Source organism: Rhizobium ruizarguesonis, from assembly GCF_017357285.1.
In the GTDB taxonomy this organism is placed as follows: Bacteria; Pseudomonadota; Alphaproteobacteria; order Rhizobiales; family Rhizobiaceae; genus Rhizobium; species Rhizobium ruizarguesonis.
The window spans coordinates 147,401-166,400 of sequence record NZ_CP071680.1 but is presented as its reverse complement, the minus strand read 5'-3'; the positions used below and the strand labels follow the sequence as shown (position 1 = coordinate 166,400).

Sequence of the window (19,000 nt, the reverse complement as noted above, 5' to 3'; positions counted from 1 at the left end):
CGAGCGGCGACGGAGAACCGATTTTCAATTCGATGCAGCGGATGGCCTGCCGGAAGGCAGTCCGCGTCGCGCAATCTTCCGAACTACGGTTTTGAGACTCACGGGCGTCGACATGACTAGGCCGGATCGAGCCGCCTGCGCTATCGACGTCTCGATGAAGTCGGCATCGATCTCGGACGGGTCGATCGGCGCATAGTCCAGACCATTCGCCGTCGGCATGAGAAGCCCTACGCGCAGGTCAGGCTTAAGTCGCTTCAGTCGTCGAACGATCTGACGAGCGCGAGACTTCGAATTGCCGTTTAGATATATGACGATCGCCGTGTCGACCCCGTCGATGGGAAAAGCGAGAGATCCTCGCGCGGCATGGTCGGAATATGATGACGTCGTGGACGTTGCTCCCTGGACCTCCAGCACCTGCGAAAGCATCGCGGCGGCCGCATCGTCCAGACCGCCGCGGCCTCCGATGCACAATAAGGAGCGGCCCTGGCCATCGGGAAGTTCCAGTTCGGAACCCGTTTCGAGACCGGCGTCCGATGCGGTCTCGTCCTCGTTCTCCTCCTCCTCTGCAATGTCCGACAGGTTCTCCACCAAAGACAGCGAGCTGGACGCCACCAGAATGATCTGGTTTTCCGACAATACGCCGCGCTGACGGTCGGTCTCGCCAAGCAGGAGCGCAGGAAGGCCTACATTGTCGTAATAGTCGACGAGATATTCCTCTTGCAGGAACTCCTCGGCGTTGTCGGAGGCTTCGTTCGGATCGCCCGCGAGCAGACGCTGGTAGAGCTTCTCGTGAGGCTCCAGAACCGGCTCGTTGCCAAGCAGGACATCGAGGACGCCGAACTGGGGGACATGTCTTCCGAGCACGACCAGACAGACAGTCAAAGGCGTCGAGAGCATCAGTCCCAGCGGCCCCCATAGCCACGACCAGAAGATCGCCGAAATAATGATCGCCAGAGGCGAAAGACCGGTGTTGGCCCCGTAGAGCCACGGCTCGAGCACGTTGTTGCTGATCAGTTCTGTCGTCAGATAGAGCGCGCCGACCCAGACCACGAGCGACCAGCCAGGCGCGATCGCGAGGGCCAGAAACAACGGAAGGATGATGCCGATAATCGCGCCGATATATGGCACGAACCGCAGAACAAGTGTGAGCAGCCCCCAGAGGATGGCGTTCGGAATGCCGAGCGCCCACAGGCCCATGGAGATCGGCACGGCGTAGAGCGTGTTCACCACCAACTGCATCAGCAGGTATCGCCCGACCCGCTTGCCTGCGTCCTGGAGAGCCGCGGTCGTCCGGTGAAGGTCTCCCAAACCAACCAGCCGGATGAAACGGTCGCGCAGGTCTTCTCGCTCGAGGAGCATGAAGATCACCAGCACGACCACGAGACCAGCGGTCGCGAAGGGGCTGATGAGCGGCAGAAGAAGGTTGCCTAGCGTCTGGATCGGATCGGAACGTGTAACGATCTCGACTGGCATCGGTTCGCGAATCGTGGGCGTCTGGGCGGTCGGGCTCTTGCTTTCGATGGCCCGCGTCTGGATCTCGGCGCCGACACGTTCGACCGCTCTGCTCAGATGGTCGAGGACGCCGTTTCCGGCGCCCGCTTGGGCGAGGGAATGAACCTTGTCGACCAGGTTTCTTTGATAGGTGGGGATGTTCTCTGCAAGGTTCGTCACCTGCGTCGCCACGACGATGCTGAATACGGCGATCGCGCAAAACGCCGACACGACGGCGAGAAGAACAGCGGCGATCTTTGGAACAGAGCGCTTGCGAAGGAAAGAGACGATCGGGGCCAGCGTGAACGAAAGGAGAAGCGACAGCGCGAGGGGAACGAAGATCTCCTGGCCCAGCCGGAGGATGACGGCCACTCCAATGAGGATCAATATTGTGCTGCCCGACAGCTTGCTGCGAAGCTCCCCCTCTGCAAGTCGATAGGGTTCGCCGGTCGGCGCCTTGGTGGTCTTCGAAAGTTCCGCGCTGCTCACCGCCCACCCCTATCTTCAAAGGAAAACCTATGCGCTCGACATGGATGGAGGCGCACATCGTATGCGTAAGTGCTCAGTCATACCGCAGGCTGGCCTTCAAGTCTCTGAGTTCGCCGTCCTGTCTAAGCTCGGCTTGCTCGGAGCCGAGGCGACAGGCGTCGTTGGTCGCCGATATCACCTCGTTCAATTGGTCGATCTGCCCCTGAAGTTCGTATGCCATGCAAGTCGAGGTGAGCCTACTGCCTTCGACGACAGCCTGCCGCCTCATCGCGGGTGCGGGTTGATTCCACCCTTCCCTGAACGCGTCGGGGCAGTTGACTGGCGCGTCGGCAGACAAGTTGAGAACCATGTTCATCAGCGGCCCGCTTTCAGCCTGGCCGGACGCCAGTTCGGTTATTCTGATGTCCTGGAACTCGGTCACGTTCTTCTCCTTAAGGACATAAGCCGGCGCAGACCATGGCGACCCTCATCGCAGATTCCTGAAATACCGGCACGCCCAGCGTCTTGCCGAGGACGGCCTCGAGTTCCGGCGTCGGATAATTCGACCTTCTCCTTCCCTTCCCGGCGTCGGCCACGGCCGGCGAAGCATTGTCCATTGCAGCCTCAGGCCGACCCGCTCTCGCGATCATGGATATTCGACTGGCCGGCCACGCGGATGGTATCCAAGCGGCGATAGAGTTAAACGCCACCCTCGGCGTCCGCTCGATCTTCGCCTCCGCCCACGCCGATCCCGAAACGCGCAAAAGAGCTGCGGCAGCCTCGCCGATCGGTTGGTTGCAAAAGCCCTATCCGGCTGACGCCTTGATCAATCTGATCAGGCAGCATCTGAGTTGATGTCGTCCACCGTCGTTCGATGTTCGACGTTCGACGATGGCGGCGCTCAGACGCTTTGCGGCACCATCTCTCCGAGAAATTAAATGAACAATAATTGAGCGATTGGACGGCCGCTCAGCGCACAGGAGATTGAATTGCATGGGGTTGGCAACATCGCCGAGCGGCCAATCGCACCATAACAAAGACAATCCCAGTGTGTAGTCACAAATACTGCCGGAAACATACATTTAGTGAGTGCCTATTCTACAGCACGTACGTCGGAGACGTTGCTCCTCAATATATTCGTTGCAAATCAAAGATAAGCTGCTCAAAGAACAACTTCGCAGCGCCTTGAGAATTGCTAACAATCATCCCCCGTCACTGCTGGCATGAACCGACCGGTAACCAAATTTGGCTTTCCAACATCGCACAACAGGTTGCGTCATGATATGCATTACTCTCGCTAAACTGGTGGAGACGAAGTTGCCCGAAATGATGTTGATGTGTTCCACCAATCCGATCACAGTCCACAGCTGGTTCCCCGACACTGCGAACAAAGAGTTCATCTCTTTGCAGGCAGCCATCGAATACGCGGCGGAGCACGTCGACGAGCTTCCAGCGATCGAGATCCTCATCCGCACAGGCGCCCGTCGTTATGTCATCATTTGGGGCGATCAACTTGCCGCCTTGATCACGCGGGTTTGCGTTCTTCATCGAGGCAAGGCATCCCAAGGACATTGAGCCTGAAAATCGCCAACCGGCTCGGGCTCCTGCGTCGACGCGAAGGCGCTGGGTACCGGCCTTGCGATCCTCGCGATCCGCCCTCTCCTGCCGGTTGGACCCTCAGTCGTCCGGAACCGCACAGGAACTTTTCCGGCTATCTACAGTTAGGCCGCAAGGATCGCACAGGGCGCCCCATACTGGGGTTGTCCGCTTCCCTCTTCCTGTGCGATCCGTCCTTCCCCAGTTGCCCCGTTTCGGCGGGGCTAATTTTTGATACAGCAAAGCGCGAGCATCAGGTTGATCTTAAGCCAATGCCGCAAGGCGGCAACGGCCCCATCGCTCGCATAGGCAATGATGCTCGCGTATGAAAGATCAAAAAAATCCGTCGGCGCGGGAACAAAAGGGTCCGTTGATAGTAAACATTCGGGCCGTGCGGAGATTTGTTAAACGCAGCCAACACTTCGATGTGCGGCCCCACTCAACCCAGAACTAAGCCCCGCTTCAAAACGCGGGGCCTTTTTTGGCCCAGGAATACTTCAAATGATCTTCAACCAATGCCGAAGCGCCGCCACCGCGCCATCGCTGCCATCGGCAATCATCCCGCCGATCACGAGGCCGGCTAAGCGATAGGACCTGATGCTATAGCCGACGGTCTTCTTTGAGCGTGGCGGCTTTGTCATGTCACGATCACGTCAGTGACCGCTTAAAGGCGAGGAGGGCGAAAGCATCTCGCAAATCAAATAGCTTTGATTGAGCGGTTGCGCCGTTCAGCCGACCTTCGTCGATGGATTGACCCACTCGTGGCGCGGCATTTCCGGCGCTGCGGTTTCGGGCGAAACTTCACCAGCACCTCGTGGCCATCGCACGCAGTCACTCCTGGCTATATAGCCGTCCCTGTTGGCATGGCTTTTGCTGCCCGCACTATTGCAGTGCAAGCCCCCAAGCTGAGGGATCGAGGTATTCGCGAGGCGGCTGCATTTCGCCAATGTCGACGGGTCGACGCGTAAACGCCACCGTGTCGAAGCTCTCCACTGCGCTCCTCCCGTACCACTGCTCGTCCTTCAACGGAATACCGTCGGACGTGATGCACTGCTTGTGACTTGAACCGGCCATATTCGGCGTTAGGTTATACCATGTGCAATTTTCGCCAAGAAACTGGCCCTGCTCACCCAGATTATCCATTCCTGTTTGGCTGCTGAATCGAGAGAAGGGACGCTTCGGGTCCAGCGAAGAGCGACCACCGACAATTCTGCGTTCCCTCTTCGAGGACGAATAGACAATACCCTGGTTCTCAAGCTCGTTCCAAACCTCGATCCGGATTGACCCGTCCTTGCCCTCACGCCGACGAAACCACCATGGATAATGTCGCAACAGCCTCACCTCAGAAGACTTGTCTATCGACGAATTGTCAGACGCCCTCGTAACCAATTTCGCCTCGAAGTCGACAGCACTTGGAGGGTGATCCAGGTAGGGACGCAGCGGCTTGAGCCACGTGCTTGCGTCAAAAAGCTGTCTTGGCGGCAACACTTCGGCCTCCGGAACCGGACCTCGCTTGATCTCGGTCAGACGCGCCTCGGACATCAATTTACCCCTGGAAAAGAGAACCTTGGTTGCGACCTCTATTCCGTCGCTGGTCAAGCAGGTCATCCAAATAGGGCTTGGCGGATCGTGTCGAACTATTTGAAGCCAGCGACACTCCTCGCCGCCCACTGTCTCCACATCGTTCGTTTCCTTGACCTGCTTGATGCCGAGGTAGTCATACGATGGCTCGACTTGCCTGATACTGAAGCGCTTGATCTCCTCTCCATCTTTCTTGACTGTTGACAAAAGAATGTTCTGAAAGAAGTGCCCATACCAGATTTGTTTCTCGTCACCTTGTGTCTCCTCAACGTGCGTCCAGCCGTTGTGATGCTGCACGACCCGCCAGTTGTCCTTCCCATCTAATGTGTCGTGCACAACCAGCTTCGCGGTGTAGTCGGGGACGTTCGTGTTGGGGAAAAACGGAAGCCCGTTTGCATGCGCGGTGCCGGTCGCAAGGGCAATAACCAAGAAAATGATCATTCGGTTCATGAATACACCCCGTCACAAACGCTTGCACACTTGCGGTAGCATTCAGCGCAGCCCCTGACAACCGGGGTGCCCTGCAATCCGGGTATCGGATCAATCCGCACTCTCCAATCCGTCTGCAATCGCCAAGGCCACGAGCTGCGACGTCGAGCGTGCGCCAAACCCTTGCTTCAGCCGCTCCACACGGTGCTCGATAGTTCGATGAGATAGTCCAAGCTGCTGACCAATCTCCTTTCCGCGAGCGGCCTTGAGGTGCGCTCGTCCAATTAATCGCGCTACAGCGGCATACCCGGAAAGGGACTTCCCGAGTTTTTCGCTTTTCTTCTTTTCTCGGCTGCTGATACGTTGGCCGACGATGTACTGGGTGGTCCTCCCGTTGGCTTCTGCGACCATTCTCAACCCCACATGCTGGACAGTGGCACCGCGGCCAGCTTGTCGCCGAACGGCACAACATCTGTATTGTCGTAGAGGACGACGCCGAAGGCGAAACGATCTCCGCAGGCCTCTGCAAGTGCGCGGAGCCCTCCGAAATCGCCGGCCTTGACCGTGGCGCTGGCCTTAACCTTGATGCCAGCGATCATCCCGTCGTCGCGTTCCAGTACGATGTCGACCTTGCGCATGTCCCGATCCCGGAAATGATATGGTGTCAACGCAGGTCACGCCGTCATTAGCTTCAGAACTTCGGAAAACACGAAGCTCTCCAGCAGCGCGCCGAATGTTCCGCGATCCGCCTTCACTCGGTCGAAGGTGAGCCCGCGCACACTGGCCAACAGACCCTGAATCGAGGAAATGCAGCTTGGGCGTCTTGACGATAGGCTTCAGCGTATTGGTGAACCAAGGCTGTACCGTTGCGACCAGGAACACCTGTTCGAGCAGTCCGACATAACGCTGCCCAGTCTTGTGACTGACGTTGATGCTGCCGCCAAACTGCGAATAGTTGACCAATTGGCTTGTATGTTCGGCCAATAGCCGCACGAACTTCGGCAACTCGGTCAGCTTCTCCACATCGGCAATGTCCCGGAGATCTCGCGTCAGGATAGAAGTCAGATAGGACCGTGCCCAATCTTGCCGTCGTCGTTCGCTGTTGCGGCTGATCGCTTCGGGGAATCCCCCGAGCAGAACGAGTTGGACGACGTCGTCTCCGATGATAGAGCTCCACGGGCTCTTTAGACTCCCATCGAAAAGGTGCTCCAGAAAGGACGGCGTCCGGCCTTCGATCTCGGCCCTTGCCAGCGGCAGCATTCGGATGGTCTCCATTCGCCCCGCCAGGCTGTCCGCAATCCGCGGTAAAGTCAGCACGTTTGCCGACCCGGTAAGCAGAAACCTGCCCGGACGATAGTCCTCATCGACTGTCTTCTTGCCAGCAGCAGGTCGGCGCACGCTGAATCTCGTCGATGATGGCTCGATCCAGGCCGCGAATGAAGCCGGCAGGATCGGATTGGGCGGCTTCGAGAACCGTCTGATCGTCGAGGGTGAGATAGGTTCGGCCGGCTTCTCCCATCTTTCGGACAAGTGTAGTCTTGCCGGCTCGGCGTGGTCCTACGATGAGGACGACCGGACTATCCGAAAGAGCTTCTGACCTTGCCCCCAAGTTCTATCCAGTTTTGAGTTCGCTCCAGCGGTTTTTGGTTGCTGTTGTTGGTTCGGTAGCGGCGGGTTGCGGTGCGGAGCCATTTCGGCTGCGCAGCACCGCATCACGTCGCGGGTTGAGTGTCTGAGCGAATTCGGCCGGTGTCAGCCAGCCAAGGCCTGAATGCGGGCGTTGATCGTTGTAATCACTACGCCAGTTTGAAAGCGCGGACCGGGCGTGAGCAAGCGACGAGAACAGAGTTTCATTCAAGAACTCGTCTCGCAGCCGCCCGTTGAAGCTTTCGATAAAAGCGTTCTGGATAGGCTTGCCAGGCGCAATGTAATGCCAGTCAACTTTGGTCCGGTCCGCCCATTGCAGGATCGCGTTGCTGGTGAACTCGCTGCCGTTGTCGCTGACGATCATCCTCGGCTTGCCGCGCTCCTCGATAATCCGGTCAAGCTCCCGTGCGACGCGAAGACCGGAAAGCGATGTATCGGCGACGAGCGCCAGGCACTCCCTCGTGCAATCATCGACGACGGTCAGAATCCGCAACCTGCGCCCATCGGTGAACTGATCCGACACGAAGTCTAGCGACCAACGATCATTGGCCACCATCGGCACCAGCATCGGCGCTCGCGTGCCTATCGCTCGCTTGCGACCGCCGCGCTTGCGCACCGTCAGTTTCTCCTCCCGATAGAGCCGGAAGAGCCTCTTGTGGTTCACGAGGTGACCCTCCCGCCGGAGCAGCACATGAATGCGTCGATATCCGAAGCGGCGACGTTCATGCGCCAACGCCTTCATTCGCTCGCGAAGCTCATGATCATCGTCGCGCCTGGTCTCGTAACGGACCGTCATTCGGCAAAAACCAATGGCTTTACACGCCCGCCGTTCGCTCATCTCATGATGGCTCATCAGATGCGCGACAGCTTTCCGCTTGGCCGCGGGCGTCACCACTTCTTTCCCAAAAGGTCTTTCAAGGCAGCATTGTCGAGCATCGCATCCGCCAGAAGCCGCTTCAGCTTCGTGTTCTCGTCCTCAAGCGTCTTCAGCCGCTTGGCCTCGGACACCTCCATGCCGCCGAACTTGGCCTTCCATTTATAGATGCTGGCATCGCTGACGCCATGCTTGCGGCAAAGCTCCGAGACCGGCGTGCCTGCCTCGTGCTCCTTCAATATGCCGATGATCTGTTCGTCTGTGAAACGATTGCGCTTCATCCTCTGGTCCTCTCAATGGGCCAGAGCTTACTTCAAAATGGATTATTTCAACGGGGCAAGGTCAGACCGACGAGCCGGAGGCGCGGCCGACGACGTGGCTGTTCGACGACACTCCGGAGTTTCTGCTGTCCGACGCTCTCTATTGCGTATGCGTGTCCGATCCAAACAAAACCGACGCCTGTGTCCGGCACGGCAGGAGCAGGTCACCGGGCGCGGCGCATCAGAAGGAAGAGGGTGTGAAGCAACGGAGGATTTCTGAGGACAAGGGACGCCATGAACAGGGATTTCCCGCGGGCGGACATGATGACCGCAGGCGGGAGCGCTGACCGAAGTGCTTGTCGCCGCGGCGAAGCGTAGGGATATGAGCGCTTCGATGATCGACGTGTTCACCGGATAGCCGGCTGTAGTCGATGGGCTTGTCGTCGGGGCCCGAGTTAGTAAGAAGAAGGAGAGCTCACTTGCTTCATGCTGGCCTCTGGACCAGCGGCAGCGCACCTGGTGGGTGCCTACCAACCTGGGCCATGCTTGGAACCCGTATGGCCATTGCCGCTTTGCGTTCGGCGGCAACACCCCAGCACGATGACATGTTTTCCTGAGTCGTCGAATGCCCACATTGTCTTTATTGAATTGCGCTCCTCCACATCTATTAAGTCAATCTGTTCCTGGACAAGATACCTCTCTGACGGCACGTCGCCCTCAACCCACATCGAACCTGCTTCCGCCCGTTGGCCGACAAGCGTCATCCCAAATCGCTTCTCAACGCCATGGCCTCTGAATATTGCTGCAATCGCGCGAATCAGAACAGCGTCCCTATTATCCAGTGGGCGATTTGGAAGGTCGTTACTGTTTATCCATGTAAGTACATCTATTTCAACAATTTGGTCATCAGTACCGTCGCTTGGAAATGACCAGGATTTGGCAACCATTTCCTCTCTGTCTTGAATCCCATTAGCTGGTTCGACGGACGTGATGATCAGATTTCTCTTTCGATCAAACCTGTCGACCAACACTTCGCCGCCAGTGAGACTGAAATGAGAGTGAAGCAGCGTTACCGCAAAACGGTTTGCCTGCCCTGCGCGTGCAAGTAAGCGGCCGACATGGTGGAAGAATTTCTCATCCTCGGAACTCAATCGGCCGTTCACCGCTTCAATATCAGGATGACCGCTCCACGTGTTTAGATTGGAACCGGAATTGAGTTTGAGCACCCGATCGGATCGCATAGCAGTCACTCCACGTGGCGCGGGAGAATGTCGGCGACAGCGGGTTCCACGAGCACCAAAGGCAATGCCGCCTTGAACGGTTCAAAATGCCATTATCATCCCATCATCAACCAATAGACGCGTCGGCACAATTATCAATTCGGAGTATGCTAGGCTAGGGATTCTTGCGCAGTTGGCGAAGCTACTTCTCGTTCGGCGGCGGATACCTTGCTCAGATGGAAGGCCCCAAGAGAGTTTTAGTCATTCTGAAATGGTAAGGTGGGATGGGTCGATTTCCTGCAGCTTTACCAAAAGCGATAGCAAAGCCGTTCTTTGTATATAAGTTTATCGCGCCGCAATTATTTCCATCGACGTTCAGAGTTAACGTGACTAGGTGACGGCCTCTTGCCCATTCCTCACCTGCCCTAATCAGAGCCGCGCCAATACCATTCTTACAATGAGAGGGCACAACATACAGATCCCGTAACTGTGCTACCTTTGCTTCAGCTATATCTAACCTTGCAAACCCAACAACGTGGCCGTCTTGCTCCGCGACAAACAAAGAGCTCCCTGTCTGCTTAAGACAAAACATTGCCCACTCTCGATAAATATCATTATCCCAATGATAGTACTCCTTGAACAGATCCGATACCTGATCTACGTCGTTCAAGGTTCCAAAGCGTATCGTGCATGAAATATTCAATCAAAATAAGTATATCACCCACGTAATAAGTATTGCAACTTCAGGATTGTCTTCCAGTTTTTTTGGCCCATACTGCCTGCTTTCAGAAATTCGAAGGTTCACCGAATGGAAGGGATCGGTTGGATTTTTTTGATTATCGCCGCATTTCTGTCGTACGAGATGCCGATCTGGGTTTGTAACCTCGTCGGTCAGGGTGCCACTCTTAACGCTGTTTGGGCAGCGGCATGGCCCGACGTTCCGACTAGAGTTCTTTTTTTGATCGCCTATATGCTGATCGGCTTTCTCGCATGGGCATTGCCCGTCGGTTATGTTTTTGCGTTGTGGAATCCGGAGACTGGCCCGGCTACGAGGAAAAGAACCGGCCTCATATTAGGGTTTCTGGGCGCCCCACTTTTGCCCGTTTTTCAACCGGTGGCCAATAAGATTCAATCTTGTCGCGATGAGGCGGAAGAGAGACGACGACTTAAAGAAATATACCGTTCGGACTATGCCGATGAATTTCTTTCCTTCACCCAATTTTATGAATATTGTATATGGCTGAAAGACAACAAACATATTGACCATTCCGAACCTATCCGGAAATCGTTTGCAGCTTCGCTCGATAATTTTAGAGACGCTGAGATTCTACTGGGATTGTCGCGTGAATACACTGTACAGGACTTGGCGAGTCGCTACCGCTCACTTATCAAGCAGGTGCATCCGGACATAGCCGGGCCAAATGATATCCTGCGTCGGCTGACATTGGCGCGCGATCTAATCAAAGCGAGAAGGGGATGGAAGTGACCAAATTGCCCCGTAGAACAGATGGCGGCGCTGGTCGCCAGCAAGAGCTCGACGAAGTTATATCGCAACTTCGGCTAAGAACGAACAAGCCGGAGAAGCGGCTGATCGCGGTCGTATGTTCGAGCCACGGGCTAGGGTTTGATGTCATCTTTGAACGGACCGATCCGCGCCAGCTCTTTAAAATCGCGAGGATTGAGAAGCATTCGAACGCGGCTGCCGCTGCAACAACCAATCTTCCTGCTCTAAAGTCGGCTTCGGCAGCAAGCATAGCTTCTTTCGACGCGAAAGAATTCGACAACAGCGGTTTCGTGTGTCCGTGGTGCCGCAACACGAAGAGCCGGGTCTTTCACAAGGAATGTGCAACGTATTATTGCGGAGCATCGAGGCATACTGCTGCTGATGGCACGCACCTATTCACCTGTCCTTCTTGCAGGGAAACCCTCGTTTGCAACGTTGTTGTGACCTCGGTACATGGTCAGATTGCACCTCGCCCGGAGAACTCACTTAGTACGAAAGCGCTCGCGCAACAAGCGCGAAAGCTATTGCCGCGCTGGCCTAAAAAATAGGAACCGCATTGCTTTGCGCAGACATACTGAATGAAGGCGACGGTGTTCCAGATCTATTTGTAATTTCCATGTTGCTTCTCCCTTTGAGTTTCGATGGAGAGTGGGTGCGGACCGGCGCACCGGCAAAAAATTACACGGGAGGCATTCGGTCTAATTGAAACAGTCGCATAGAGCCCGCCAGCGGAGCAACGCTCGGTGATCGATTGAACATCGGGCCGCCTATCTCTCTCGGCTTAATATCCGAGTGTTGGTTGCGGGTCCGTCAGGAGGTGGGATGTCCATGTCGGCAGGCGTCCACGCGGCGGATTGGGCTTCAAGTTCCATCGAGACGCTGGTGTCCATGTAGAAGCGCAGAAGCCCGTTGATCTCGCGGGCGGCATCGCAGCCCCTGGCTTTCATCCAAGCCAGCAGATCGTCATCAATTGGGACGCTGCACAAGCGTCTGACGCGGCGATCCCGCCTTCTGAAAGTCGCGTTTCTCCTCTTGTTGTTGGGAAAAGGCTGCTTACGCAGCCGCCTCCTGTTGCGTGGTGGAATGGCCCGATAGAAAATCTGCGGCGCGTTGGGCATGGGACGCCGCGCTGAAAATGGCCCGCTTGTCGTTCTTCAAAACCGTCAGCCAGTTGGCGATATAGGCGGCATGGTCCGGACGCGGTTCCGGGGTCAGGTCGAGATCGGCGGACAGGAACGCCGCGCCCAGCTCCGCAACCAGTTCCTCCATGGCATAGCCTTCATCGCCGAACCGCTTCCGCCCGAAATCGCGGTCGAGCCGTGAGGGGTGCCGGGTCCAGTGGGTCAGCTCATGCGCCAGGGTGGCGTAATAGCTTTCCGCATCACGGAACGCGTCCCATGCCGACCTATCAATATACCGCCTTCCGTGACGAGCGTTTTGCAGCCCACGGTGATGTAAAAGCTGACAGTCCTGAGGATGCGAAAGCGAAAATCCTTGAGCGCTTTTATCAGGAGGGGCTGAATTTTTATGATTTTGTCGATGGCGGAGAGCCCGACCATTTCATGCTCACCGATGAGGCGGGTGCGGAATTTCATATTGAGGACGCAACGCCCACCGATGTCTGGCAAGCACTCAAGGATCTCATTCGAGCATCCGACAATCTGCACGCGGGCATCGAGGGGACCACCGGCCTGTTCGAGAGGGAAGCTGCAGCACTTAGCGAAGCTACGAGCGCCGCTGAAAAGATACTACTGCTGGCAGGCAGTGCGGCGTGACCATGCAGCTTGGATTTGCCGGCCTGCTGACAGCAGCCGATAACGCAAACGCGCAGCTTCATTGCGACAGGGCAACGGCATACCTGCCCGCCACAATGGCGGCCGCTTTGCCTTTCTATCGACAGCTGATCAACCGGCCATCACGCTGCGATGCTGGCCGCAGAGATCAGCGAAGCTATGACGCCTGTTGTGGATCGAAGGCACACGCCGGTATGCACTTGCGGCGACCACTCCAAATACTGGACAATAGAGATGTGAAACGCAAAATTTTCCGGGCCGAGGGGTTGAAGATACGCATGCGGGGCAAGGACAATGCCCCGATGGCCATGTCTGATCTCAGACAAGGCCTGTTCGAGCTGATGCGCCGCCTGCAACCCTACCACGCGTATCGCATCAAAGCCGCGACTGTCTATCTGGCCGTTGTGGACGAGCGCGGCGACGAAGTCACGCTGACCAAAACAGGCGAGTGGTCGATCTATCCCTACGAATGCGCCGCCGATAGCTCTGATCCCCTTTAGGGAGCCCGGTTCGACGCACGCCGGAACGTCTCGGCATAAATGGTTTCAATCTGCCGGGCTTCTGCCTCGCTGAGATCGGCAAATTCGGCCGCGCGGGCTCGCTTGGACAGTATGCCTTCATTCTGGCGAAGGAACCGGAACAGCAGGTCGGCGGTACGGTCGGGCATATCGACAATTTCCGCTATCTGATGCCGGAATGCGTCGTAGCCTTGCAAAAACGCGCTCTCCGCGGGCAGGTCGACATCGATGGTGCGCTGAACGCACTCATAGAGAAACTCGGCATGCGGCGTCGCGTCGAAAAAGCGGTAATAGTCCGCCGTGTCGTTGAGGACGCGCACATTGCCCTTGACCGTTTGCTCCCACCGTATCAACGGCAGCAAACGCGCCGAATAGCTTTCCAGCGTGCGGCGATAGTCGTCGATCCGATCAAGTATCGCCGCCGATACCGGAAACACCATGCCGGGGGGATTGAAGCCGCGTTCGGCGAGGACATGGTGGATCAGATAACGATGCAGGCGTCCGTTGCCGTCCTCGAACGGGTGAATATAGACGAACCCGAAAGCGAGCGCTGTCGCGGCCAGCACCGGATCAAGATGCGGGGCTGCGTTGCGATCAAATGCAATCAGGCCCTTCATCAGAGAAGGTAGGTCTTCATCCCTTGCGCTGATATGATCGGGCAAGGGCATGCCTATGTCGCGGTCATGCTCGCCGACAAAGCCGCCCTCATGCCTCAGTCCTAGACGCACGAATCGGGCATCGCCAATGACCAGGCGCTGGAGGCGCAGCAATTCCTCAAGATCGATCGGACGCCGCCCGGCCTCCCCGATGGCCCGGCCCCAGCGCTGAATGCGGTCATGGGGCGGGCGCTCCCCCTCGATCTCGAAACTCGACCTTGAATCCTTGAGCAGCAGGAATGCCGCCGTGCGGGCGAGCAGGTCGGCGGGCACATCGGCCACGGCCATGCGGGCGCGTTCCGCGAGATTGCGCTCCGCGAAGGCGCGCAGGGCTTCCGTCCGGAATATCATCGGGCAGAAGAGCGGCGTTCCAGGCAGGTTGTTCCGGACACGGTGCCGGGTCGAGGTCGTGCCCTCCGTCGCCCATTGCAGTTCGGGATCGACGACCGGAACATAAACCCCGTTCCCGGCGTCGGGCAGGTCGAGCGCCGTGCCGAGGAGCCATTCATAAAGAAACCACAGCCGCCGGGCATACCGGCCTGTCGGCTGCGCCCTGACAATCCCCTCAATGGGAGCAGGGCCAACAGCCTGAAACAACGCCTTCAGAACGGCCAGATCGAGGCCCTCGTATTTAAGGGCAAAGGTTAAATGGCCTTCCAGATCGGCCGCAGGCGCGTGGCGCGGCGTGGTGATGCTCCAGCCGTCCTGGCTGTAGCTTCTATGCCGCGGTCCAATGGCGGAAAGCTGACGGGGCAAAGGGACCTGCAGGCGGAACGCATCGATAAGAGCGGCATAACCGGCCGGAGTCGCCTGCTCTGGCAGTCTTAAATCGTGAAAACCAGTAACCGGCCCTGAAAAACGATACTGAGGCTCATTTCCCATGAAAATTCAATCTACCGTCTGAAATTACATCCTGAGAAGAGTATGCCGTGAAAAACGGTAACTTCCTATGAAAAACGATAATAAACGAGCTATTTTGTGAAATTTGAAACTTTATTACGCCGGGAATCGCAAAATCTAACGGCGGAGCGGCTCGGGCAGAGCCTGGGCGCTAACCGCAGCCGGCGGGCGGGCCTGAACAGCCGGCCCGCCATCCGGCCTATGGGCGAGCAAGGCCGCGCTGCCGCCTGCCAGTTCATTCCGAACAGCAGCGGGCATGTCCCGTTCCAGGGCCGCGCCGAGCTGATCGAGCGCCTTGGCGAGACGGTAAAGGAAATGGTGGCTCGCAATCAAAGCCGCAATGAAGCGTTTGCGCAGGCGACCAAAACAGCGTCGGCAATTGCAACCTCCTCAGACCTAAATGCTGTCGACGCGAAAGAGGCAGTCGACACGTTTTGGAAGTTGTATTGGGGCGAACTTGCTCGCTTTGAAGGCCAGGATGTCGAGACCGCGATGGTCAGATTCGGCAGGTCGTTACAGACGTGGCAGGCTACCGGCAAGAAACCGGAGGAAATGGCCCAATTGTCTCTTGCGGTCTCCCATGCCTGTCGAAATGAAATCGACGCCTACGACAAGTAGATGGATGAGCTTAGAAACCGCTATTCCCTATTTTGAGCTTACGGTGCCTCTGCCGATCAGTGTAGGCGATGATAAGATTCAACGCGGGCCTAATCCGTCACTGCCGCCTGTTGGCTTGACGGCCAAACTTTTCTTTGGCCGCTAGCGATTGGGTCTTCAATGTTTCTTTGTTCTCCCTCTCCTCCGCAAGAATTCTGCGTCCAGGATCGTAGGGTGCCAGCCTCGTTTTGAATTCGTTGCTAGAAGAAATCCACAGCTTCGCGTCGCCCCAAGCTTAGATTCGAAGGATGGTGTCTGACAGCATTGTTCCCCCTCAAAACAGCTGTGAAGTCTGATAATTGCGATTCAGTGATATGCGGCTGCCATTATCAGGAAGACCACGACAAAGACGGCGATGCCGCCAATTGCGGAGAATTTCACCGGTGCGTCCTTCAAGAACGGAATCTTCAATGCGCCTTTCGCAACCGCGGTTCCGCCCAGAAACGCGGCACTACTGGCAACGCAAAATGCCATCCAGGCATCGAATATAATCCGTTTGTTGGCCGTTAAATCGGGGCCAATGAGCAAGTAAAACAGCGAGCAAAAAGTTAGAAAGGCAAACCCTGCGCCAGCCACTTGGAACCAGGGGGGCACGTCGATTACGGGCGTCTGCTGAAAGCCTATGTAACCCCCCCGCATATCACTGATTTTAAGCCGCTCAAACTCATGTTGGAGCCAGACGGACGAGTCCAGCCATCCTTGTCCTTTGATGAAGCACCGCCGGGCAAGATGTGGATCGAAGTCGGCAATGGCGTTGCTCGCTTCGCTCCATAGCCTGGAGATCTCCCATTCGCGTGACATATCGCTGCCGTCGCCATGTTTGATGTAGATCGTAGTCTCCCGTATCGCGCGCTCTAACTTGTCTAGAGCCTCCTGCTTCCGTTGAGATTTGAGAGGAGATTGCGCAGGAGCAGAGTCGAGTTTCGGCAAGACCCTCAACAGCGCTTTAATACCCCGTTCGATTTCTGTATTAGTGTTTAAGACAACCTCGTCCATTGTCGTACCGTGCCCCCGTCCTCTGGCACATTCTTTATCATGAACGGAAAATGTCGCCCATCTCTTAGTTGCGGAACAATCCCGTGCGCTTACCGGAGAATGGTGCCGATCTGTCAGCGCGACATTTACCGCGAATCTGCATATCGTCTTGTGGATCACTCCGTTGCCCCCGTCGCTCACCGCGTTGGGGGGGAAGGTTCACATGGCTCAATTCTCAATGGAAATTATGCGCCTAACCGGCTCAGTTCTGCGTGGAAGCAACACGCTGAAGGAAATGTAGAACTGGCTGCATGCCGGTCATCCCACTCGCAATAGCGACGACGTCCGGCTCGAGGGACGGCAAGCCCAGACCGAATGTGTTGAACGTGAGCCCTCCGTGCTTCGGCACGCCCGCGGTCCTGCCGCGTTCGACCTGTTGCAATGGGGTGATTTTCGTTCGCGATGACGCTAGTAAAGGACAACCTCGCCCCGCATCGCCGAGCTCCGACATGCCGCAATCCTATCGATATTCCAAGCTCTTCCGCCGCTCCCGCGTCTTATGGGGCTCTTTCTCGCTTTGGCGGCCGAGGCTAGTGTTCTGGTGCGGGGCCTTGGCAATCGGGGTGATCAGCGTCGCCTTTGCGAAGCTTGCGGATCTGGCGCAGAAGGGCTTCGGATCTCTCACCTCATCCGGTGAATGGGCCTTCCTGCTGCCACTGGCGCTGAGCCCGCTCGGCTTCATGCTCTCGGCCTATATGGCGGCGACGCTGTTCCCAAATTCTGGCGGTAGCGGCATCCCCCAGGCGATCGCCGCCAGGCATCTGAGGGACGTCGAAGACCGAACGCGGCTGCTGTCGTTGAAGATCGCCTGCGGTAAGATCGTACTGACGGTGCTTGGTCTCATCTCCGGCGCCTCGATCGGGCGCGAGGGCCCGACCGTGCAGGTCGGCGCATCGATCATGCTCGCCGTCGCCCGCTTCAGTGGCATGGCGCAGGCGCGCGGGTTGATCCTTGCCGGTTCGGCGGCGGGAATTGCCGCCGCATTCAATACGCCGCTTGCCGGTATCGTCTTCGCGATCGAGGAAATGAGCCGCACCTACGAATCTCGCGCCAACGGGCTGGTGCTCACGGCAGTCATCCTCTCCGGCCTTGCGGCGCTCGGGATTTCTGGAAGCTACAACTATTTCGGCATGGCATCGGCTGCCCCCACGGAGCTTCGCGACTGGGGGCTGGTTCTGATCTGCGGTATCGGCGGTGGCGTGCTCGGCGCGACCTTCAGCGGCTTCGCTCTGCACCTCGGCCAGAAGATTCGCCGCTGGGCGCAACCACAGCCGCTGAAGCGCATGCTGGCTCTTGCAGGCATCTGCGGACTGACGATCGCAGTCATCGGCGTGGCGTCAGGTGGCACGACCTTCGGCACCGGCTATGAGCAGGCAAGAGGTGCGGTCGAAGGCAATGCCCTGCCTCTGCTCTTCTTCGTCGAGAAGTTCGCCGCTAGCTTCCTGTCGATGCTGTCAGGTATTCCGGGCGGGATCTTCGCGCCGTCGCTCGCCGTCGGCGCCGGTTTCGGCAGCACCGTCGGCTCACTGCTCGGCACCAGCATCGCGCTCGCAGCTATCCTTGGTATGGCCGGTTATTTCGCGGGCGTCGTGCAGGCGCCGATGACCGCCTTCGTCATCATCCTCGAAATGACCGGCGATCATCAGGCCGTCATCCCGATCATGGCAGTGTCTATGATCGGTTACCTTACTTCGCGCATTCTTTCGCGCGAGCCACTTTATCATGGTCTTTCGCGCGTCTTCATCGCCGCGGCTATCCGGGCGCGGCGTGCAGTCGAAAGGGAATCGGAGTAACCTTAAGTACTACACAAACGACGGGCGGAGACGGGCGATCATCTACCAAGTGGTGTGCTGCGAGCGTACACCTGAGACCTAATGGACGCTCTTCGATGTGTCCGACGGCCTCACGGCGGCATCTCCACAACAGCTATCGGGTGCGTGCGGTTGCTTCCGCAGAGATCATTTTAGCAGGAGCATGGAATGAAACGAGCAGCCAGTTGTTCATGCGGCCAGCTTTCGATCACTGCCGACGGAGAGGCTATCAAAGTCTCTGCCTGCCATTGCCGGGCCTGCCAACGTCGCACCGGCAGCGCGTTCAGCGTAGCCGTCTTCTTCCACGGCGATCAAATGGAGACGTCCGGTGTGTCGACCAGGTCGGGCGACAGCGGGAAATCAATCGAATTCAGGTTCTGCGTGGAATGCGGGTCTACGGTTTTCTGGATGCCGGAATTCAGGAAAGAGCTCGTAGCCGTCGCCTTTGCTTCGCCGACCCCTCCTCGGTCGCGCCGACGCAAAGCGTCTATGAGGAAAGTCGTTTGGAATGGGTGTTGTTCGATTTCACCTAGTCAAACGCACCCTAAGGAGCCCCCTAC

At 57.3% G+C, this 19,000-nt stretch carries 19 protein-coding genes and 3 pseudogenes; 9 read left to right on the top strand and 13 right to left on the bottom strand.

What is annotated here, in order from left to right:
- Positions 1–24 precede the first annotated feature (24 nt).
- The 3 genes from J3P73_RS28770 to J3P73_RS28760 all read right to left on the bottom strand — a co-directional run bounded on the left by J3P73_RS28770 (position 25) and on the right by J3P73_RS28760 (position 2,576).
- The gene (locus J3P73_RS28770) at positions 25–1,980 is read right to left on the bottom strand and encodes an AI-2E family transporter (RefSeq protein ID WP_130774358.1); all 1,956 of its coding nucleotides are present in this window, start codon (positions 1,978–1,980) and stop codon (positions 25–27) included.
- 73 nt (positions 1,981–2,053) lie between these two features.
- Entirely contained in the window at positions 2,054–2,401 is a 348-nt protein-coding gene (locus tag J3P73_RS28765; protein WP_130774359.1) for a hypothetical protein, read from the bottom strand.
- A gap of 10 nt (positions 2,402–2,411) precedes the next feature.
- On the bottom strand, positions 2,412–2,576 hold the full coding sequence (locus J3P73_RS28760) for a hypothetical protein (protein WP_197726579.1): 165 nt from the start codon (positions 2,574–2,576) through the stop codon (positions 2,412–2,414).
- A gap of 31 nt (positions 2,577–2,607) precedes the next feature.
- Here J3P73_RS28760 and J3P73_RS28755 point away from each other — a divergent pair, with 31 nt between their 5' ends.
- A complete protein-coding gene (locus J3P73_RS28755) occupies positions 2,608–2,814 on the top strand; it encodes a response regulator (protein WP_245002754.1) in 207 nt (68 codons plus the stop codon).
- 471 nt (positions 2,815–3,285) lie between these two features.
- Positions 3,286–3,534, top strand: a complete 249-nt coding sequence (locus J3P73_RS28750; protein ID WP_226532312.1) for a hypothetical protein — start codon at positions 3,286–3,288, stop codon at positions 3,532–3,534.
- Positions 3,535–4,052: 518 nt separating this feature from the next.
- On the opposite strand, the gene J3P73_RS28745 is transcribed toward J3P73_RS28750, so the two are convergent.
- The 7 genes and pseudogenes from J3P73_RS28745 to J3P73_RS38315 all read right to left on the bottom strand — a co-directional run bounded on the left by J3P73_RS28745 (position 4,053) and on the right by J3P73_RS38315 (position 10,236).
- Entirely contained in the window at positions 4,053–4,196 is a 144-nt protein-coding gene (locus J3P73_RS28745) for a hypothetical protein (protein WP_207580076.1), read from the bottom strand.
- 241 nt (positions 4,197–4,437) lie between these two features.
- A complete protein-coding gene (locus J3P73_RS28740) occupies positions 4,438–5,586 on the bottom strand; it encodes a hypothetical protein (protein WP_245002753.1) in 1,149 nt (382 codons plus the stop codon).
- A 90-nt stretch (positions 5,587–5,676) separates the two neighbouring features.
- Complete coding sequence (locus J3P73_RS28735; protein ID WP_130765838.1) at positions 5,677–5,976, bottom strand: helix-turn-helix domain-containing protein; 300 nt, start codon at positions 5,974–5,976, stop codon at positions 5,677–5,679.
- Positions 5,977–5,978: 2 nt separating this feature from the next.
- A pseudogene (locus J3P73_RS28730) lies at positions 5,979–7,174 on the bottom strand (ATP-binding protein).
- A 3-nt stretch (positions 7,175–7,177) separates the two neighbouring features.
- A protein-coding gene (locus J3P73_RS28725) for an IS3 family transposase (protein ID WP_130693083.1) occupies positions 7,178–8,367 on the bottom strand; the annotation gives its coding sequence in 2 pieces (ribosomal slippage) (positions 7,178–8,118 and positions 8,118–8,367; 1,191 coding nt in all).
- Positions 8,368–8,873: 506 nt separating this feature from the next.
- Positions 8,874–9,587, bottom strand: coding sequence for a hypothetical protein (locus tag J3P73_RS28720; protein WP_130774491.1), 714 nt, complete (start codon positions 9,585–9,587; stop codon positions 8,874–8,876).
- A gap of 211 nt (positions 9,588–9,798) precedes the next feature.
- A complete protein-coding gene (locus J3P73_RS38315; protein ID WP_165422567.1) occupies positions 9,799–10,236 on the bottom strand; it encodes a GNAT family N-acetyltransferase in 438 nt (145 codons plus the stop codon).
- 138 nt (positions 10,237–10,374) lie between these two features.
- Between J3P73_RS38315 and J3P73_RS28710 the strand changes: the two genes are divergently transcribed.
- Positions 10,375–11,052, top strand: a complete 678-nt coding sequence (locus J3P73_RS28710) for a J domain-containing protein (RefSeq protein WP_207580075.1) — start codon at positions 10,375–10,377, stop codon at positions 11,050–11,052.
- Entirely contained in the window at positions 11,043–11,618 is a 576-nt protein-coding gene (locus J3P73_RS28705) for a hypothetical protein (RefSeq protein WP_130774238.1), read from the top strand. Before J3P73_RS28710 ends, J3P73_RS28705 begins: the two co-directional genes overlap by 10 nt.
- 505 nt (positions 11,619–12,123) lie before the next feature.
- Here the strand turns inward: J3P73_RS28705 and J3P73_RS28700 are convergent.
- Positions 12,124–12,462 (bottom strand): annotated as a pseudogene (locus J3P73_RS28700) (zincin-like metallopeptidase domain-containing protein); the annotation flags it as partial.
- Positions 12,463–12,467: 5 nt separating this feature from the next.
- Between J3P73_RS28700 and J3P73_RS28695 the strand changes: the two are divergent.
- Together J3P73_RS28695 and J3P73_RS37735 are read left to right on the top strand one after the other, a co-directional pair.
- Positions 12,468–12,845 carry a hypothetical protein gene (locus J3P73_RS28695; protein ID WP_130774237.1) on the top strand — a complete coding sequence of 126 codons (378 nt, stop codon included), beginning with the start codon at positions 12,468–12,470 and terminating at the stop codon, positions 12,843–12,845.
- Positions 12,842–13,363 (top strand): hypothetical protein, encoded by a 522-nt coding sequence (locus tag J3P73_RS37735; RefSeq protein ID WP_245002752.1) that lies wholly within the window; start codon positions 12,842–12,844, stop codon positions 13,361–13,363. Before J3P73_RS28695 ends, J3P73_RS37735 begins: the two co-directional genes overlap by 4 nt.
- On the opposite strand, the gene J3P73_RS28685 is transcribed toward J3P73_RS37735, so the two are convergent.
- Positions 13,360–14,919 carry a Fic family protein gene (locus J3P73_RS28685; RefSeq protein WP_130774236.1) on the bottom strand — a complete coding sequence of 520 codons (1,560 nt, stop codon included), beginning with the start codon at positions 14,917–14,919 and terminating at the stop codon, positions 13,360–13,362. The two genes, J3P73_RS37735 and J3P73_RS28685, sit on opposite strands and share 4 nt — an antisense overlap.
- 96 nt (positions 14,920–15,015) lie before the next feature.
- Here J3P73_RS28685 and J3P73_RS28680 point away from each other — a divergent pair, with 96 nt between their 5' ends.
- The gene (locus J3P73_RS28680) at positions 15,016–15,555 is read left to right on the top strand and encodes a hypothetical protein (RefSeq protein WP_130774235.1); all 540 of its coding nucleotides are present in this window, start codon (positions 15,016–15,018) and stop codon (positions 15,553–15,555) included.
- A gap of 345 nt (positions 15,556–15,900) precedes the next feature.
- On the opposite strand, the gene J3P73_RS28675 is transcribed toward J3P73_RS28680, so the two are convergent.
- Positions 15,901–16,590, bottom strand: a complete 690-nt coding sequence (locus J3P73_RS28675) for a hypothetical protein (RefSeq protein ID WP_207580074.1) — start codon at positions 16,588–16,590, stop codon at positions 15,901–15,903.
- A 488-nt stretch (positions 16,591–17,078) separates the two neighbouring features.
- Between J3P73_RS28675 and J3P73_RS28670 the strand changes: the two genes are divergently transcribed.
- Together J3P73_RS28670 and J3P73_RS28665 are read left to right on the top strand one after the other, a co-directional pair.
- The gene (locus tag J3P73_RS28670) at positions 17,079–18,422 is read left to right on the top strand and encodes a chloride channel protein (protein WP_130774233.1); all 1,344 of its coding nucleotides are present in this window, start codon (positions 17,079–17,081) and stop codon (positions 18,420–18,422) included.
- Between the two features lie 186 nt (positions 18,423–18,608).
- Positions 18,609–18,973, top strand: a pseudogene (locus J3P73_RS28665) (GFA family protein).
- Positions 18,974–19,000: the final 27 nt, after the last annotated feature.

What these genes read in the sequence shown, in the direction of transcription:
- J3P73_RS28670 (WP_130774233.1), top strand. Translation starts at nt 17,079, where the DNA reads ATGCCGCAATCCTATCGATATTCCAAGCTCTTCCGCCGCTCCCGCGTC.
- J3P73_RS28705 (WP_130774238.1), top strand. Translation starts at nt 11,043, where the DNA reads ATGGAAGTGACCAAATTGCCCCGTAGAACAGATGGCGGCGCTGGTCGC.
- J3P73_RS28695 (WP_130774237.1), top strand. Translation starts at nt 12,468, where the DNA reads ATGCCGACCTATCAATATACCGCCTTCCGTGACGAGCGTTTTGCAGCC.
- J3P73_RS28755 (WP_245002754.1), top strand. Translation starts at nt 2,608, where the DNA reads ATGGATATTCGACTGGCCGGCCACGCGGATGGTATCCAAGCGGCGATA.
- J3P73_RS28685 (WP_130774236.1), bottom strand. Translation starts at nt 14,919, where the DNA reads ATGGGAAATGAGCCTCAGTATCGTTTTTCAGGGCCGGTTACTGGTTTT.
- J3P73_RS28740 (WP_245002753.1), bottom strand. Translation starts at nt 5,586, where the DNA reads ATGAACCGAATGATCATTTTCTTGGTTATTGCCCTTGCGACCGGCACC.
- J3P73_RS28710 (WP_207580075.1), top strand. Translation starts at nt 10,375, where the DNA reads ATGGAAGGGATCGGTTGGATTTTTTTGATTATCGCCGCATTTCTGTCG.
- J3P73_RS28735 (WP_130765838.1), bottom strand. Translation starts at nt 5,976, where the DNA reads ATGGTCGCAGAAGCCAACGGGAGGACCACCCAGTACATCGTCGGCCAA.
- J3P73_RS28675 (WP_207580074.1), bottom strand. Translation starts at nt 16,590, where the DNA reads ATGGACGAGGTTGTCTTAAACACTAATACAGAAATCGAACGGGGTATT.
- J3P73_RS28750 (WP_226532312.1), top strand. Translation starts at nt 3,286, where the DNA reads ATGATGTTGATGTGTTCCACCAATCCGATCACAGTCCACAGCTGGTTC.
- J3P73_RS28745 (WP_207580076.1), bottom strand. Translation starts at nt 4,196, where the DNA reads ATGACAAAGCCGCCACGCTCAAAGAAGACCGTCGGCTATAGCATCAGG.
- J3P73_RS28760 (WP_197726579.1), bottom strand. Translation starts at nt 2,576, where the DNA reads ATGGACAATGCTTCGCCGGCCGTGGCCGACGCCGGGAAGGGAAGGAGA.
- J3P73_RS28720 (WP_130774491.1), bottom strand. Translation starts at nt 9,587, where the DNA reads ATGCGATCCGATCGGGTGCTCAAACTCAATTCCGGTTCCAATCTAAAC.